Below are 18,566 nucleotides of genomic sequence, written 5' to 3'. Positions count from 1 at the left end.
GGAGCGCTTTATGTCAAAAACAGTTCAATTTTCTCAGGCAGGTGAACCATCCGTTTTATCGATTATTGATGAAACCGTCCCAGCCCCTTCTGCTGATGAAGTACAGATCCAAGTCCATGCTATTGGTCTTAACCGTGCTGAGGCAATGTTCCGCCGTGGCCAGTATCTTGAAACACCTCAATTCCCTGCCCGTATAGGCTATGAATGTGCTGGAACCGTTACCGCCGTCGGTGACAACGTTAAACATATTAAAGTCGGCGATGCCGTCAGTACCATTCCCAATTTTTCAATGAATCAATATGGTGCTTATGCAGAAATCACCAATATGCCAGTCACAGCCGTCACTCATCACCCGGAGAATTTAAGCTGGCAGCAAGCGACATCAGTGTGGATGCAATATTTAACAGCGTATGGTGCCTTGATTGATATTGCCAAAATGCAAGCTAGTGATTATGTGTTAATTCCAGCCGCGTCCAGTAGTGTCGGTATCGCAGCCATACAATTATGTAACCTGATTGGTGCCACACCTATTGCGATGACCCGAACAGCTGAAAAGGTAGAACAACTCCATCAGTTAGGGGCTAAGCACGTGATTATCAGTGAACAAGATGATGTGGTTGATGCGGTGATGGCCATCACTCAAGGCCGTGGTGTCAATATCGTTTTCGATCCTGTTGCCGGCCCGATGTTAAACACCTTAGCTGCAGCCTGCGCACCATTAGCAATGATCTTTCAATATGGCGCATTAAGTGCTGACCCCACCCCTTATCCGCTGTTCCCGGCTTTACAGAAAGGGCTCACAATTCGGGGGTACACGCTATTTGAATTCACCAGCGCTCCAGAACGTTTAAACAAAGCTAAAGAAAAAATCTTTGACTGGTTGAAGCATTCGCAGCTAAGCCCGGTTATCGCTAAAACATTTGAATTTGACGATATTGTCGCGGCCCATAGCTATCTGGAAGCCAATAATCAGTTAGGCAAAATTGTTATTACACTTTGAACTTAGGGATGCACTATGACAGCAATGAATCAACAATCTCAGTCGCTTTTATCACCTATTGAACTGGGTTCCATCAGCTTGAAAAACCGCGTGATAATGGCACCGCTTACGCGTAACCGTGCAGGTGAAGGTTTAGCCCCCACAGATATGAATGTTGAGTATTACCGTCAGCGAGCTTCAGCAGGGCTGATTATCAGTGAAGCCACATTAATCTCGGCTCAAGGTATTGGTTATCCGAATACACCAGGCATATACAGCAAAGCCCAGATTGAAGGCTGGAAAAAAGTCACCAAAGCGGTCCATGCAGAAGGTGGCAAGATTGTTTTGCAAATATGGCACTGTGGTCGAGTCTCACATTCATCTATGTTACCCGGTGGTATGAAACCACAAGCCCCATCAGCCATTAAACCTGCTGGTGAAGTGTATACCTACGAGGGTATGAAACCTTATGAAACACCACAGGAAATGACAAAGGATGAAATCAAGCAGACAATCGATGATTTCAGAACTGCCGCTTATAACGCCTTAACAGCAGGCTTTGATGGTGTCGAAGTGCATTCTGCCAATGGCTATCTGCTTGACCAATTTTTACGTGATGGCAGTAATCAGCGAACGGATGAATATGGTGGCAGTATTGAAAACCGCGCCCGTCTGACCCTAGAAGTCGTTGATGAAGTTTGCAAAATCTGGGGTTCAGACCGTGTTGGTATTCGTTTGTCTCCGTTGCAACCTTTTAATGATATGAAAGACAGTCAGCCCGAAAAAACCTTTGAGTACATTATCAAGGCGCTAAACAAGTTTAACCTGGCGTATTTACATATCACTGAAATGGGCGCTGAAAATCCAGGCGCTGCGGGCCCCGAGTTTGATTTAGGCCTATGTCGTGAGTGGTATCAGGGAACGTATATGACAAACAGTGAATATAATTTTGATACTGCCAATGTAGCGATCCAAAGTGGCGATGCTGACTGTATATCCTTCGGTAAGTTATTCATTGCCAACCCGGATTTAGTTGAACGTTTCTCTACTCGCGCCCCATTGAATACACCTGACAGCGATAGCTTTTATGGTGGTGATGAACATGGTTATATCGATTATCCCTTTCTCACTGAAAAATAACGATATGTAGAAACCAGCACAAACCCCGTTTTATTAGGCAAGCACCATGAGTATCAGTGACGTATCGTGTCCTGATACCACTCAAGCAGCGTATCGATTCTCTGTGATTCAATAATCGATACGCTGCACAGCAGGAAAATACATACTAAAGGAGGATGTATGACACTTAAGACAATAACACAGCTTATGCTAGCCGGTTCGTTAGGACTGATGGGACAGGCTGCATTTGCTGACCGAGCCGATGCGGAAGAAAATCTACACAAGCTCAAGCTGCCAGAAGGCTTTCATATTAATGTTTATGCCGAAGTCGAAGGTGCGCGTCAAATGGCCTTAGGCCAGTCAACAGGCACAGTATTTGTTGGCACACGCGGTAATAATGTCTTTGCGGTAGTCGATAAAAACAAAGATCGTAAAGCCGATAAAGTGGTGAAGATTCTTGATGATTTAAAAGTCGGTAATGGTGTAGCGGTGCATCAAGGCAACCTTTATGTTGCTGAGCAAAACCGTATTGCCATTTACCCCGCTCCGGGTTTCGATCTCAACTTACCATTTAAACAAATGCGTGAGGTTATTTACGATAAGCTACCGGATAAAGCACACCATGGCTGGCGCTATATTGCTTTTGGCCCTGATAACAAGCTTTATGTCACCGTAGGTGCCCCCTGTAATATCTGTAATCCTCAGGGTATTGAAGCCAGCATTATTCGCATGAATGCCGATGGCAGTGATGCTGAAATATATGCCAAAGGTATCAGAAACTCAGTGGGTATGGACTTCCAGCCCGACACTGGCACCCTGTATTTCACTGATAATAACGTCGATATGATGGGTGATGATAATCCACCGGGTGAACTCAATGCCGCACCTAAAGCCGGTATGCACTTTGGTTTCCCTTATTATGCGGGTGGCAAAGCGCAACATCCTGACTGGAAAGACAAACAAGCACCACAAGACGTCACGTTCCCTGTCCAGGAATTCCAGGCACATACCGCAAGTCTGGGTCTCAAATTCTATACAGGTGATATGTTTCCAGCTGACTACAAAGGCGATGCCATTATTGCTCAGCATGGTTCATGGAATAGAACGAGTCCTGTGGGTTACCAGTTAATGCGTGTCACATTTGATGATAATCATCAGGTGACAGGTCATGAAGTCTTTATCGATGGTTGGTTGCAGAATGGTGAGGCCTGGGGACGTCCGACCGATGTATTACAACTTGCCGATGGTTCCTTACTGATTTCTGATGATTATAACGATGTGATTTACCGTGTTAGTTATGGCGATGACAACGCATCTTCAACTGATGCCACGTCTCAATCAAATAGCAAAACAATCACTGATCTGCAGATGCCTGAATCAGCCATTGCAGCACCAGATGGTCGTGTATTTGTCACTGAAATTGGTGAGTTTGGTAAAGCCGGTGACGGTAAAGTCACGGTTATCGATAAGTCCGGACAAAAAACAACGCTGGCTACAGGCTTAAATGATCCCAAAGGCATCGATTTATGGAATAACGAACTGTATATCGCTGATGTCGATCATGTCGTTAAAGTAGATATGAAAGGTGATATCACAGTTATCGCCAAAGCCAAGGATTTTCCCGGAAAACCTGTCTTTCTGAATGATATGGAAATTGATGGTAACGGTACCTTATATGTCTCTGATAGCGGCACTGATGATGGAGAAAATGCCGGCATTTATCAAATTACTCAAGCAGGTAAAGTGAGCGAAATTTTGGATGATAAATCGGCTATTAAACGTCCTAATGGGTTGCTGATGGACGGTAATGACACGCTGTTAGTTGCTGACTTTGGCACAGGTGACTTGTATCGTGCGAATATCAGCTCGGGTAAAACTGAAGCACTGAACAAAGGCTTTGGTGGTGCTGATGGTCTGGTCAGAGACAGCAAAGGCTATCTGTATGTGAGTGATTGGCAAAATGGTAAGGTGTGGCAGTTAGTTGAACCTAAAGCAACACCACAATTACTCAGTGATGACTTTGTCTCTGCTGCTGACATTAGTCTCTCAGCAGATGGTCAGTACCTGATAGTGCCGGATATGAAAGGCAGTAAAATAGTCTATTTACCCATACAGTAATACACTAAAAAATGCCCGGTGTTATTCACCGGGCATTCTAAAATCCGGTGATCACACTTTGTGTCTCTGACGTCTTGAATGTGGGTTGTTTGAAAAAGTTATAACTGTTTTTGTTGTGTGATTTGACTTCATACATCGCAAGATCAGCGTACTTGAGTAATGTCTCAATATTATCAGCATTGAATGGATAGAGCGCGATGCCAATGCTAGCACTGATAGTCACACTCATATCAGACTGACATTCGATTGGTTGCTGTAATATATTTAACAGTTTTTCTGCAATACTGCTCGCTTCTGATAAATCCGTGGTTAATCTGGCAAAAACAACAAATTCATCGCCTCCCCAACGTATCGCAATATCTTCAGCACGAATTGAACCTAATAATCGATTTGCAACCGCTATAAGCACTCTGTCTCCTGCTTCATGGCCAAATTGATCATTAACAGGTTTAAACCCATCCAAATCAATCATAAACAGGCCATATGAAAACCGCTTAGAGTCCGAAGATGAGATAAGTTGTTCAATTTTATTCTCACCTGCACCGCGATTATACAAATTGGTTAAGGCATCGACTTCAGCCTGCCCCTTTAACTTTTCTTCCCGATTGCGACGCTCTGAAATATCTTGCAAGACAATTTCAAAAGACGACGTCTTATCATCGTCTGTCATGACCGAAATAAGGCAGTATAACCACCTCGTTTGTGACCCCTCCTCAACTTTTATATCAACTGCTCGTGACTCACCACTCGATAAAACTTCAGCGGCAGCTGATTCCAAGCGACTTTTTTCTTCATCAAATAGTGCAAAAAAGGAAAGGGAGTCTTGCTTTGAAATCTTCTGAAAACATTCATCACCAATAATCTGTTTGAAAGACGGGTTATGTAGCCTCATTTTGCCATCAATATCGACAATGGCGATACCGTGACTGGACTGTTCGAAAATATCTCTGAATCGGTTTTCTAACGCTTCCACTTCAAGTCGAAGCGTTCTTTCAAGATTAATATTCTCCTCGACCGAATTTAATAACTCATTTATATCGTGGGTTAATAAACCAATTTCATCGTATTGGTGAGACTGAGTTGGAATAATTCGCTCTTCACTGCCAATCCGAATACCATGCAAACGACTGGCAAGCCGTTTTATTTCAGTTATCAACTGTGTATTCAATAAGAAAATAATAAGTGTGATCAAAACAAACGTCTGAACAGAAATTAATATAACGTGATTGATAGCGGCCTTTCTCGCATCCGACTTAATCAAAGCGACATTCGGCACAAGGTTTAATTTACCAACCATTTCACCGCTTGAAAAAGGAGATTCCAAATCAAACTTCATTGTCTCAGCGTCATCAGGTACGGTACCACGTAAAGCTAGCGATTCCTGCGTTGACTTTAACTCCACAGCTTTGACTAAATCACTGCCTGCAATCCCCTCAACGACTTCTTTAGCCAGTGTCAGATCATCTAAATAAGCAGCGATTGCAGCTGTATGAGATACGGCATGAGCGAGTTGTCGGATATTTTTCTGACTTTGAGCAAACTCTTTTGAATAGGTATAACTGTAAAACAAATATCCTGTTGATAACGCAGACACAACACCAGCCAGGATCAATATGAATGCTAATCGAGTGGCAATACTTGTGCGAAGCTTAGTCAACATAACCCAGGACTTTTAATGAGTCATTCACCTTATCAGCTTCAATATAGCCGATTGCATTAGAATCTTTTTCTAACCACTTTATCATCTCATCATCACTGACTTCCTTAGGTAAAGCAAATCGACCAGAAAATAAGAGTCGGGCGCGGTAGGAATTGATTTCATTGAGTGTTTTATTAACCAGATTTTGATAAAAATCTCTTCTCGCTGGAGACGCAATCTCCTGATCTAGTAACACTATTCTTTGTCCGGTCGAATAAAATTTTGTCCGCCCCATAAAAATATCAACAATCTGCTGCTTACTCAGCGCGGCTAGTGGATTGTTTTTATTTGCAACCACAGCAATCTCTCCTGAGGCTGCTAAGGATGGCACCAGCGATAAACACAATATTGCTAATACTAATATCGTCTTCATCAGAATATAAAGTCCACGGTCAGACTGAATACGTTAAAAATATGCTGTTTATCTATTTGTTTTTTTTGTTCAAAGATAAAGTCGCCATACTTCTCAACCCAAGTACGATCCCATTGCGCTTTTAATGAAACCGTTTGCGAAACATCCCAACGAGCGCCGATACCAAGCGTACTTTGGTCAGCATAAATGCCATTTGACGCAGCCTGAGCGATTGATTGTAATCGTTGATATGATGTAATGAATGCAGGTGCAGGTGGTATGGTTTCTCGACTACCCAGCGTGGTAAATTTGCTGACAATAAAATAGGGTGTCACAGCACCAAACCGATGCCCCACACTCAAATAAGCAGAAGCGTATTTATCATGCGTACTTGTTTCTGCCTTAACGACGCTCAATTCACTTTGAACAAGCCAGTCGTCTTTATCATAGCTGAGTCCCGCCGTAACATATCTCAGCCAGGTATCATTAATAGAAAAACCCGCGATAGAAGCCGCTTCAGGCCAGCCAAACTTGGATGCTTGTATTAACGCATCGTCAAATGCAGCGGCAGGATCGTCTTTGTCATTAATTCTGGCTTGTGAGTAAAGAAGTCTTAATAACCAGGTCTGATTTTCCCAGCGCAGCCCTGCCCCAAAGTTCGGCTCAAACTTTATCTTTTTTGCCTCACCATTACTGTCATAAGGAAAGTTGCTTCGACCCGCCCATACAGACGAGGTCAACACACCATCCCCTAATCTGAGGTGATGGCTTAATTTTGCGCCATCGTAGGATTCACCCGCTAGCTGGCCATAAAACGCGACGGGTAAATGCGTCCATAAACGAGCAAAACCAACATTTTTATATTCTGATGACATGAAGACATCATTCGGTAATCGACCAAACCCAATTTCAAAACGATTATCAAAATGATAGGTAAAAAAGGCTGATTTAAGGGTGTTATTAAATGACTGCTCAGGTCTGTCTATGAAAACAAATTGTGTGGTGAAATTTAACTGCTGGTTGAAAATGTAATCAATTTGCAGGCCAAGGTTAGACTCGGTTGCTGAATCAAATCCATGCCCACTGCCCTCTTGTTCGATGGAGTTGCGATAGAGAGTATTATCGCTGTCATTGTAGATGAGGCCTAATGTGCCGTAACCATTCACAGACAAGCCCTCAATACCTGTATCTAAGGCCTCACATCAAAATGGTAACGTCAATAACAATCCGATTAATAAAAAACTGTGTTTAACATTTAGCAAGCCAACACCCACGCTCATGACAAAATCCACATGGATTATATAGATATTTTCCTGCATTTTGTTGTTCTTAAATGAATTATCCCCCTTTATTCAGGCGTTTCGCACTTACTCACAGTTTCTGTGGAAAAGAATGTGGATAACTTTCTGGTAAATCTGTAAGTGATTCTTTTACGACAAACTTTACATGATGGTTAATTTTTAACCATTGCAAAAAAAGCGTGAAGATTGTTGATATAGCTACATCTATAAAATTCATAAATCTCATCGTCAATCTAAAGTTTTATTCACTTTACTCACAAAAACGGTGGATAAGCATGTGGATAAGTTTCTGGTAAAGCTGTAAGTGACTCTTTTATGACAAGCTTTATGACATGGTTAAATTTTAACCAAGAGCCATTTTTCGGAGGATCAGAGAAAAGACAAAAGCTTTATGAATGATACGAAGATAATTATCTCGAATAATTTATACACATTACCCACAATTTCAGTGGATAAGCATGTGGATAAGTTTCTGGTAAATCTGTAAGTGACTCTTTTCTGACGAGCTTTAAATGGTGGTCAATATTTAACCACTGCTATCGAATAAAAGCTTGACAAACCATGCAAAGCAGACAAAAAAAGACAAGATCAAACAGTCAACAAGGCCTTTTCACGGCCCAATAAAATTTGTTTACGTTCTACACCCCATCGATAGCCTGACAGCGTGCCGTTTTTATTAACAATCCGATGACAAGGTACCAGCAAAGCCAATGAATTAGCGGCACAAGCATTGGCGACAGCTCTCACAGCCGAGGGTTTTCCCAGCATGTTTGCCAGCTCGGTATAGGTTCTGGTTTGCCCAACAGGAACTTGCTGTAAGGTCATCCATACTGATTTTTGAAACGTCGTTCCTTCCATTTCAATCGGTAAATCTAACTCACCTTTTGGTGACTCGATATAGTTTAATATCCGGATTAAATAGCTGGTTAGTAAAGTATCATTTTGCTGTTGTTTTGCATGTGGATATTTTTCTTGGAGATGCTCAACCAAAAGGTCGGGGTCATCAGCCAATGCAACAAAGCATATAGCTCTGTTATTTCTAGCCACCAGTAGACAACCTAGGCTGGAAATCCCTAATTCATAAAACACCATGAACTTGTCCTCCCTACTGAATGCATTTTTCATATACCATATAAACGATTGAACTTAATCGTATTCAAAACTGCCAAAAGTTAATTGAATACTGAGGAGTAAACCATTGAGAACCTTTAGCCTCTTGTCGTTATTATTTTTATGCCCTGCTGTATTTGCTGGCAACATCAGCTCTCAATATAGCGGAGACAGTTTACAAAAATTATATGCTGAGCTTCATTATTTACGTGAAGTAGGTATCGAAATTCATCAAAAATATGATCTCAAAAAAAATCCGGATCAACTCCGCTTTTGTAAAGGTGAGTATGGCTATATTTCTACACGGGCCAAGTCCACAATAGGCATTGCCAACCGCTTACCCAGTCCGCATAAAGAAGAATATATTGCTGCTGGCTGGAAAGCATATGAATGTAGTCAGTGTACTGGTAACATTGAAGCTTGTGACGCCGTCCCACCCGCACTGGAAACCATAAAAGCAGAATTTAAAGAAAAACAAAACGCGACTGAATAAACTAGTGAAAACATTAACGACACATTTGCTACTGCTGTGCATGACACTGATGATGACCTTGTCATCATGGTCAGCGCACGCAGACAAAGCAGAAATGCGTTCAGATATGTCTCACTCTTCCTCGCATCATGTTCAATCTTCTGATACTCAGAAACACTGTGCAGAAACGTCATCAAAAGAGTGTCCGCATTGTATGAATATGGATCATTGTCAATCCAGTCATCACAGCTGTTTCAACACTGTCACACTGCCAACGAAGTCTTACCTTTCCATTAATCAGCCTCTTTTTATTCTGCTGACCATGAGTCAGATTGAAGCAAAACCAACAGAACAACACAGCTCCCTGTTCAGGCCCCCCATAAGCTTATAACACCTATCTCCTCATTTCCGTGAGGCCACAGCACATCTGTGCTTATATCATTATTAATGATTGGTGAAGCTTATGAAGCAATGGAATACAACCATTACCGCGTGGTTAATTTTTTTACCACTGATTTTCCTCATACCATCCGCTTATGCGGCTGAAGATACCAAAGAGCGCGTTGAGCAGGTATACGCTGTTTTAACGCTGGATACAGCCGTAGCCATGGCTGAGCAGTCCAACCCAGGTCTTGCCCAACGTCAGGCTCAGGCTGAAGCAATGTCTGCGCTTCCCTCACAGCTTGGCAGCCTGCCGGATCCCATGATCAGTATGGGCCTGGTTAACCTGCCCACGGATAGCTTGAACACATCACAAGAAGCTATGACGCAATGGCAGTTAGGCATTAGTCAGGAGATTCCATTTCCAGGCAAGTTAGCACTGAAACAACAAGCGGCCACTGAACGCGCTAATGCCAGTGCCTTGATGACGACAGAGTATAAACAGCAGCTAATCCAATATGTAACAAGCTACTGGTGGCAACTGTTTTATCTGGAAAAAACGCTGGCCATTATTTCCACCAACAAAACGCTACTTAAGCAGTTTATCGATATTGCTGAAACAAAATACCGTGTCGGGCATGGTCTGCAACAGGATGTCTTACTTGCTCAACTGGAGTTATCCAAACTCCTGAACCGTGAGATTGAATTAAACAGTGAACGCGAACAGGTGGTCATAAGGCTTAACACCTTACTTAGTCGCCCAACGAACACGGCGATTCAACTTCCGGCATTTCAGCATATTGATACCACGCTGCCAGAGATTAAATCTGTTGATGAAATTCTCGATATTGCCGAACAGAACAGACCTTTTCTGCTGCAACAAAAACACCTTATTGCCGCCGCCTCAGAAGATAAAGCTTTAGCTGAAAAAGACCTATTACCTGATTTCAAAATCTCAGCGGCTTATGGTGTAAGACAAGGTCATAATCTGGATGGCTCAGATCGGAGTGACATGTTGTCACTGCAAGTCGGGATTAACGTGCCGTTATTTGCCGATCGAAAACAAAAAATGGCCATTTCACAAAAAAACAGTGAATTAAAACAACAACAATTCGCTTATCAGGATAGCTGGAACCAGGTTCAATCTGAGATTGCTAACTACATTACCCAGTATCATCAGGCGCGTCAGCAATACAGCTTATTGGATACAGGCATCCTGCCTCAGGCCAGACAAACCATAGCGTCCATGTTATCGGGTTATCAAGTGAATAAAGTCGACTTTCTTAACCTAGTTCGAGCACAAATCACACTTTATGACTACGAAACACAATTATGGCTTAGCGTAAAAACCGCAAAAACGGCATTAGCGGATCTTGAGGCCAGTGTAGGTAAGGACACTTTTTATGAATAAAACAACGTCTATATTTATTAGTTTAATCAGCGGCTTATTGATTGGCACTGGTGGTTTAATGGCATATCAGCACTTGACCAGCCCACCAGCCGTGACAGCAGAAACCACACAAAAACCGGCCAAACCACTGTATTACCGTAATCCAATGAACCCGGAAGTCACGTCGCCTGTTCCAGCTAAAGACCACATGGGAATGGACTATATACCGGTTTATGAGGACGAGGCCTCTGCACCAGAAAAAGCTGGTACAGTTAAAATTGATCCTGTCACCGAACAGAATATTGGTGTTCGTACCGCAACGGCGAAACTTTCCAGTTTATCTCACCTTATTCGTACAGTCGGAAAGGTGACCTATGATGAAGAGCGCATATCTAAACTTCATCCCAAAACTGAGGGATGGGTTGAAAAGCTTTTTGTTGATAAGACCGGTACTCAGGTCAATAAAAACACGATGTTATTGAGTGTCTATTCGCCACAACTGGTCACCAGCTCACAGGAATATCTGCTGGCGATCAGCAGTGCAAAAACGCTGGAAAACAGTCCTTTCGATGATATCCGTCGCAGTGCGGAGCAAATGGTCGTTTCAGCACGGGAACGCCTGGCATTTCTGGATGTGCCAGAGCATCAGATTCGCGATATGGTGAAAACCGGCAATATCCCCAAGGCGCTTCATATCCATTCCCCATTCACAGGTACAGTAATTAATATCGGCGCACGTGAGGGTCAATATGTCACACCACAAACCGAGTTATATATGCTGGCTGATCTCAGTAAAGTCTGGGTGATAGCACAGGTCTATGAGTCGGATCTGCCTTGGGTCAATGAGAATGATACGGTTGACATGCAATTAACTGCCATTCCAGGAAAAACCTTTAAAGGCACACTTTCTTATATATATCCCTATGCTGAAGCTGCAACCAGAACCATTAAAGTGCGTATGGCATTTGATAATCCGGATTTGCTATTAAAACCGGACATGTTTGCCAATGTCACCATTCATACCAAAAATCAGCCTGAAGCCATTACGGTACCGACTGAAGCCATTATTCGCTCAGGTGATAAAGAGCAGGTATTTATTATGAGAGCAGCGGGCCAGTTTGAACCGCGTAAGGTCACTACCGGATTAAGTGCCGATGGCAGGACGCAAATCCTGAACGGAGTGAAAGTGGGTGACGAGGTGGTAACGTCTAGTCAGTTCTTGATTGATTCTGAGTCTAAACTTAATGAAACGACTGAGAAAATGCGGGCAATTGACGCCCCCGCTTCTGAAGAAATGCAAGATCATCAACAAAACATGCTCGGACAGGACATGCTAGCACCCGCATCATCTTCGTCAATGACCATGCCAGAGATGGAGCATCATCACCATGATTAAGTCCATCATCGATCTGGCATTACGTGAAAAGCTACTGGTTTTACTGGCAGCAAGCTTTCTGGTCGCCGCCGGTATCTGGAGTCTGAAAAATGTTTCTCTGGATGCCATTCCGGACCTGTCTGATGTTCAGGTGATTGTCTTTACACAATATCCGGGACAAGCACCACAAGTCGTTGAGGATCAAGTGACATATCCTTTAACGACAGCCATGTTAGCCGTGCCTAAAGCAAAGTCTGTACGCGGCTATTCCTTTTTTGGTCTGTCGTTTGTTTACATTATTTTTGAAGACAATACTGATATGTATTGGGCTAGGTCACGGGTACTGGAATATCTGAATTATGTCAGTAACCGCCTGCCAGAAGGTGTATCGCCAAGTCTTGGACCCGATGCAACCGGAGTTGGCTGGGTGTATGAATATGCGTTAGTCGATACAAGTGGTCGTCATGACTTAGCACAACTGCGTTCCATACAGGACTGGTATTTACGTTATCCACTGCAAACCGTAGATGGCGTGGCAGAAGTGGCTTCGATCGGCGGTTATGTCAAACAATATCAAATCGAAGTGGATCCCAATGCCCTGCTGAATTACCACATTCCATTATCCAAAGTGAAAACAGCCATCCAGCGTTCGAATAGTGATGTTGGCGGTAAATTAATTGAAATGGCAGAAACCGAATATATGGTGCGTGGATTGGGTTACATCCAGTCACTTGATGATATTCGTTCCATTGCCGTCAGTGTGACTGAAGATGGCACCCCAATTCGTCTGGCCGATATTGCTAATATTCACTACGGGCCTGACTTACGTCGTGGACTTGCCGAGCTGAATGGTGAAGGTGAAGTCGCCGGCGGTATTGTGGTCATGCGTTATGGCGAAAATGCACTCAGCACCATTAATAATGTGAAGAAGAAGCTTAAGGAACTGGAAAAAAGTCTGCCAGAAGGTGTTGAAATACAGGCGGTTTATGACCGCAGTGATTTGATTCATCGTGGTGTGAATAATCTGAAACATAAGCTGCTGGAAGAATCGCTGATTGTCAGCTTGATTTGTATTGTTTTTCTGTTCCATGCCCGCTCTGCACTGGTCGCGATTGTTACCTTACCTATTGGCATATTGATGGCATTTATTGTGATGCACTGGCAAGGCATTAATGCCAATATCATGTCACTTGGCGGCATTGCGATTGCGATAGGTGCGATGATTGATGGTGCCATCGTGATGATTGAAAATGCACACAAACATCTGGAAAAAGCCGCAACTGACTTAGGCAGAAAACTCTCTTCTTCTGAACGCTGGCAAGCAATAGCGGATGCTTCTAAAGAAGTAGGACCGGCTTTATTTTTCTCGCTTCTGATTATCACGGTGTCCTTTCTGCCGGTATTCACGCTTCAGGCTCAGGAAGGTCGTTTATTCAGCCCATTGGCTTTCACCAAAACCTATGCGATGGCAGCAGCAGCTATATTGGCCATTAGTTTAGTACCCGTTCTAATGGGCTTACTCATTCGCGGTAATATTCTTGCCGAAGAAAAAAACCCTTTAAATCGCTTATTACATGGACTTCATCGGCCGGTGCTGAAGTTTTGCATTCGTTACCGCTTTTCCGTACTGCTCATCACAGCACTGCTGTTAGCTGTCAGCATCATTCCGATACAACGAACAGGTAGCGAGTTTATGCCACCACTCGATGAAGGTGATATTTTGTATATGCCGACGACCTACCCCGGCCTGTCCATCTCTAAAGCGCGGGAGTTAGTTCAGCAAACGGATAAGATTCTCACTACCTTTCCAGAAGTGGCGTCGGTATTTGGCAAAGCAGGTCGCGCTGAAACCGCCACGGATCCTGCCCCGTTATCCATGTTCGAAACGACCATTCGTTTAAAACCCCGTGAACAATGGCCTGATCCGGCCAAAACCACGCGTGAGCTGATGAATGAGCTGGATGACGCCATCCAGTTTCCAGGCCTGACCAACAGCTGGACAATGCCCATTAAAACACGGCTGGATATGTTATCTACCGGCATTAAAACCCCCGTCGGTATTAAAATCAGTGGCCCCAGTTTAACCGAGCTCAATATACTGACGGCCCAAGTTGAACAGTTGGTTAAGACCTTACCGGAAACCTTATCGGCGTTTGGAGATAAGGCCACGGGGGGATATTTTGTTGATATCAACATCAACAGAGATGAAATTGCGCGTTATGGATTGCATATCGCCGATGTACAAGATGTTATCCAGACAGCCATTGGCGGCATGAATGTAACATCTACGGTTGAAGGCCTGGAGCGTTACCCTGTCAATTTGCGTTATCCACGGGATATGCGTGACAACTTAAATGAGCTTAAACGCACCCTGATATCAGCACCAACAGGTGCTCAGATTCCATTATCACAACTGGCCGATTTAAGTCTTAAACGAGGTGCGCCGGTCATCAAGACAGAAAACTCGCGGCCCAATGCCTGGGTATATATTGATATCAAATCAGATGATATCGGCGGTTATGTCGAAAAAGCACGTCAATTGATTGATGAGAAGGTATCGCTGCCACCGGGTTATACCCTCAGCTGGTCGGGACAATTTGAGTATATGCAACGTGCCGCAGAGCGTCTCAAGTTGGTGATTCCTTTGACGCTTTTACTCATCTTTTTATTGTTATATCTCAACTTTCGTAATATTCGCTCCCCGCTCGTCGTCATGCTGTCGATTCCGTTTGCCAGTATTGGCGGTCTATGGCTGCTGTATTGGTTGGGGTTTAACTTCTCTGTTGCCGTTGCCGTCGGCTTTATTGCACTGGCCGGGGTTGCCGCGGAGATCGGCGTGTTAATTCTGACCTTTATCGATCAGAAAATTGACGCAGTGAGACAACTGAACTCACAACAAAAACTGAGCAAAGAGGCTATCTGGCAAGCCGTTTTTTCAGGAAGCGCAGAAAGAGTCCGTCCGGTTGCCATGACCGCCATCGCCATTACTGCTGGCCTGCTGCCTATTTTATGGAGCAATGGTACTGGCAGTGATGTGATGCAGCGTATTGCCGCGCCGATGGTCGGTGGAATGATTTCCGTTACGCTATTAGCGCTGTTTGTTTTACCGCTAATTTATGGTCTGGTATTACAGTTTATCGAGAGCAGAAAGTAGATGTGTCATTGCCCACCGCATCAGACGTTAAATGCTGCCAATATTGCACAGGGTTTGCTTTCGCCGCCTGCGGCACAGTTACCCGCCAGGCGTTTAAGACTGTCACGGGCTTGCTGCATTTCGGCTATTTTGGCATCCAACTCATGTAATCGGCGCATGGCGAGCTGGTAGGCACGATGATGGTCTTGTGTCGAGTCGAGCCCGATCAACTCTTTAATTTCACGCAAAGTAAACCCGGCTTCCTGGGCTTTGCGAATGAATTTAAGGCGGCGAAGGTCCTGCATGCCATATCGGCGAATACCTCCGCTAGCTTCTGGTATATCAAGCAAACCTTGACGTTGATAATAACGGACGGTTTCCACCGTCACATCGACTTGTTTAGCGAATTGTCCAATGGTCCAACTGTCTTTTTTCATAAGGCTCTTGACTCTGTACTATGGTACGTACTCTATAGTCTAAACAACTCAATCATCATAATCACCACAGTGATAAGCCATTGGGTGAATAACAGCGATATCATGTTGATAAAGCAAACTATTTCAGGAGAAGACAATGACGACTGATCCCGTATGCGGTATGCAGGTTGATGAAAAAACAGCGAAATACCAAACCAGCCATAAGCATAAAAATTACGTCTTTTGTTCTCAACACTGCTTAAATAATTTTAAGGCTGACCCACAGTTTTATCTTAATAAACCTGAAACAGATTCAGCTAAAAGCTGTTGCAGTGGCAAACACGATCATCAGCCTAATCACGATCATCCCCCGCATGCTCAATCCGGCGCTAAAGGCGACTATATTTGCCCTATGTGTGAAGGTGTACGTAATGATGGTCCCGGCAGCTGCCCGAAATGTGGCATGGCATTAGAACCTGAAAACCCCGTTTCAACTAATCAGAAAACAGAGTACACCTGCCCCATGCATCCGGAAGTCATACAGGATGAACCTGGTGATTGTCCGATTTGTGGTATGGCACTGGAAGCTACCACCGTTGAAGTCGAGCCGGATAACAGCGAATACAAAGACATGCTGAAACGCTTCATCGTTGGTGGTTTATTGGCGTTACCTGTGTTTTTTATTGCCATGTTACTGGAAATGGCCCCATCCCTGTTTCCAGTAGACACCAGCATCCAACAATGGCACTGGGCAGAATTTATACTCGCCACACCTGTTGTTTTCTGGGCTGGCTGGCCATTTCTCGTTCGTGCCGTGCAATCGGTGAAAACCGGTCACTTAAATATGTTCACCCTTATCGGACTCGGCGTCAGTGTCGCCTGGACATATAGTGTCATTGCATTACTCTTACCCGGCGTATTTCCAGCCAGTATGCAGCACGACGGTGTGGTAGCGGTTTACTTTGAAGCCGCAGCAGTCATCACGGTGTTGGTATTACTGGGGCAAGTATTAGAATTGCGGGCTCGCAGCCAAACCAATACCGCCATCAAACTATTAATGGGCTTGGCCCCGAAAACTGCACGTAAAGTCACCGATTGTGGTCATGAAAAAGATATTCCACTGGATCAGGTCAAAGTCGGTGACAAATTACGTATCCGTCCCGGTGAGAAAATTCCTGTTGATGGATTGGTCATCGAAGGTGAAAGTCACATTGATGAATCCATGGTCACAGGCGAGCCCATGCCTGTGAATAAAAAAGTCGATGACAAATTAGTCGGTGGTACGGTCAACGGCACTGGCAGTCTGTTAATGCAGGCTGAAAAAGTGGGCAGTGACACCCTACTCTCACAAATCGTGAAAATGGTGGCTGAAGCACAACGTTCTCGTGCCCCGATTCAAAAACTGGTTGATAAAGTCGCCGCTTATTTTGTACCTACCGTTATCGTAGCGGCCATTATGACGTTTATTGTCTGGTTTGTAGTCGGCCCCGATCCAAAACTGGCACATGCGTTAATCAATGCCGTGGCGGTATTAATTATTGCCTGCCCTTGTGCCCTAGGCTTGGCTACCCCCATGTCAATTATGGTGGGTACTGGCCGTGGTGCCGCTCATGGTGTGTTAATCAAAAATGCAGAAGCATTAGAAAGCATGGAAAAAATCGACACGCTTGTGGTCGATAAAACCGGCACCTTAACGCAAGGTAAACCGGAGCTTTCTACCATTGAAGCTGTTAATGGCTTTGAAAAGAATGCTTTATTGCAGTGGGCTGCCAGCCTGGAGCAACATAGCGAACACCCGCTGGCAACTGCATTAATTGCAGCAGCAAAAAAACAAAGTCTCACTCTCACTGAAGCCAAACAATTCCAGTCACATACAGGTCAGGGAATCAGCGGCAGCGTTGATGGTAAATCGATTTTGTTTGGCAATAAAGCCTTAATGCAAGCGAATAAAATTGATGTCAGCGCTATCGAAGATCGAGGTGACAAATTACGCCAGCAAGGCGATAGCGTCATGTTATTAGCTGTCGATAATACCGTTGCCGGCTTAGTGGCAGTGGCTGATCCTATCAAGGAAACAAGCAAGGCAGCGATTGATGCTCTACACAAAGAAGGTATCCGTATTGTGATGCTCACCGGTGACAATCATGTCACAGCCAATGCCGTGGCAAAACAATTGAACATTGATGAAGTCCATGCCGATGTACAACCAGAACAGAAAAATCAGCATATTAAAGACTTGCAACATCAGGGGCGTATTGTCGCCATGGCGGGAGATGGCATTAACGATGCGCCAGCACTTGCTCAGGCAAACATCGGGATCGCGATGGGAACAGGCACCGATGTCGCCGTCGAAAGCGCAGGTATGACATTAGTGAAAGGTGACTTAACCGGTATTCATCAGGCCTTAGTCCTCAGTCGGGCGACCATGAAAAATATCCGACAAAATCTGTTCTTTGCTTTTATCTATAACTCGCTGGGTGTGCCTGTGGCCGCTGGGATTTTATATCCTTTCTTTGGATTATTGCTCTCGCCAATGGTGGCAGCCGCCGCAATGAGCCTCAGTTCAGTGTCAGTCATTGGTAACGCCTTACGCCTACGTAGGCTGAAGTTATAAGCTGATCAAATAGTTAAATTCGAACTCACTCCAAGCAGAGTCAAAATAGCATTCGTCTGTTGACTCTGCTTTTTTATCTCATGCACGACCAATTCTCTCTTACCGTG

At 44.2% G+C, this 18,566-nt stretch carries 13 protein-coding genes; 8 read left to right on the top strand and 5 right to left on the bottom strand.

What is annotated here, in order from left to right; genetic code table 11:
* Positions 1–10: 10 nt before the first annotated feature.
* The 3 genes from B2248_RS00810 (at position 11) to B2248_RS00800 (ending at position 4,216) form a co-directional block, all read left to right on the top strand.
* The gene (locus B2248_RS00810; protein WP_273181625.1) at positions 11–1,000 is read left to right on the top strand and encodes a zinc-dependent alcohol dehydrogenase family protein; all 990 of its coding nucleotides are present in this window, start codon (positions 11–13) and stop codon (positions 998–1,000) included.
* A 15-nt stretch (positions 1,001–1,015) separates the two neighbouring features.
* Positions 1,016–2,119 (top strand): alkene reductase, encoded by a 1,104-nt coding sequence (locus tag B2248_RS00805; RefSeq protein WP_273181626.1) that lies wholly within the window; start codon positions 1,016–1,018, stop codon positions 2,117–2,119.
* Positions 2,120–2,278: 159 nt separating this feature from the next.
* The gene (locus tag B2248_RS00800; protein WP_273181627.1) at positions 2,279–4,216 is read left to right on the top strand and encodes a PQQ-dependent sugar dehydrogenase; all 1,938 of its coding nucleotides are present in this window, start codon (positions 2,279–2,281) and stop codon (positions 4,214–4,216) included.
* 37 nt (positions 4,217–4,253) lie between these two features.
* Here the strand turns inward: B2248_RS00800 and B2248_RS00795 are convergent, their stop codons facing one another.
* From B2248_RS00795 to B2248_RS00780, 4 genes are all read right to left on the bottom strand, one after another.
* Entirely contained in the window at positions 4,254–5,876 is a 1,623-nt protein-coding gene (locus B2248_RS00795) for a diguanylate cyclase (RefSeq protein ID WP_273181629.1), read from the bottom strand.
* Complete coding sequence (locus tag B2248_RS00790; protein ID WP_007145350.1) at positions 5,866–6,288, bottom strand: hypothetical protein; 423 nt, start codon at positions 6,286–6,288, stop codon at positions 5,866–5,868. The genes B2248_RS00795 and B2248_RS00790 overlap by 11 nt, the downstream gene beginning before the upstream one ends.
* A complete protein-coding gene (locus B2248_RS00785; protein WP_273181632.1) occupies positions 6,288–7,439 on the bottom strand; it encodes a hypothetical protein in 1,152 nt (383 codons plus the stop codon). The genes B2248_RS00790 and B2248_RS00785 overlap by 1 nt, the downstream gene beginning before the upstream one ends.
* A gap of 717 nt (positions 7,440–8,156) precedes the next feature.
* Entirely contained in the window at positions 8,157–8,660 is a 504-nt protein-coding gene (locus tag B2248_RS00780) for a methylated-DNA--[protein]-cysteine S-methyltransferase (RefSeq protein ID WP_007145353.1), read from the bottom strand.
* A 106-nt stretch (positions 8,661–8,766) separates the two neighbouring features.
* On the opposite strand from B2248_RS00780, the gene B2248_RS00775 reads away from it, so the two are divergent.
* The 4 genes from B2248_RS00775 (at position 8,767) to B2248_RS00760 (ending at position 15,450) form a co-directional block, all read left to right on the top strand.
* Positions 8,767–9,171, top strand: a complete 405-nt coding sequence (locus B2248_RS00775; protein ID WP_273181636.1) for a hypothetical protein — start codon at positions 8,767–8,769, stop codon at positions 9,169–9,171.
* A 442-nt stretch (positions 9,172–9,613) separates the two neighbouring features.
* Positions 9,614–10,942, top strand: a complete 1,329-nt coding sequence (locus B2248_RS00770; RefSeq protein ID WP_273181639.1) for a TolC family protein — start codon at positions 9,614–9,616, stop codon at positions 10,940–10,942.
* A complete protein-coding gene (locus B2248_RS00765; protein WP_273181641.1) occupies positions 10,935–12,317 on the top strand; it encodes an efflux RND transporter periplasmic adaptor subunit in 1,383 nt (460 codons plus the stop codon). Before B2248_RS00770 ends, B2248_RS00765 begins: the two co-directional genes overlap by 8 nt.
* Positions 12,310–15,450, top strand: coding sequence for an efflux RND transporter permease subunit (locus B2248_RS00760; protein WP_273181642.1), 3,141 nt, complete (start codon positions 12,310–12,312; stop codon positions 15,448–15,450). Before B2248_RS00765 ends, B2248_RS00760 begins: the two co-directional genes overlap by 8 nt.
* 20 nt (positions 15,451–15,470) lie before the next feature.
* Here B2248_RS00760 and B2248_RS00755 read toward each other — a convergent pair whose 3' ends face one another.
* Positions 15,471–15,866, bottom strand: a complete 396-nt coding sequence (locus B2248_RS00755) for a MerR family transcriptional regulator (protein WP_273181643.1) — start codon at positions 15,864–15,866, stop codon at positions 15,471–15,473.
* A gap of 136 nt (positions 15,867–16,002) precedes the next feature.
* Between B2248_RS00755 and B2248_RS00750 the strand changes: the two genes are divergently transcribed.
* Complete coding sequence (locus tag B2248_RS00750) at positions 16,003–18,459, top strand: heavy metal translocating P-type ATPase (RefSeq protein WP_273181645.1); 2,457 nt, start codon at positions 16,003–16,005, stop codon at positions 18,457–18,459.
* Positions 18,460–18,566 lie beyond the last annotated feature (107 nt).

It is taken from the genome of Methylophaga sp. UBA2012, assembly GCF_002335235.1.
Taxonomy (GTDB): Bacteria; Pseudomonadota; Gammaproteobacteria; order Nitrosococcales; family Methylophagaceae; genus Methylophaga; species Methylophaga thalassica.
This window is presented reverse-complemented; position numbering and strand designations above follow the sequence as displayed.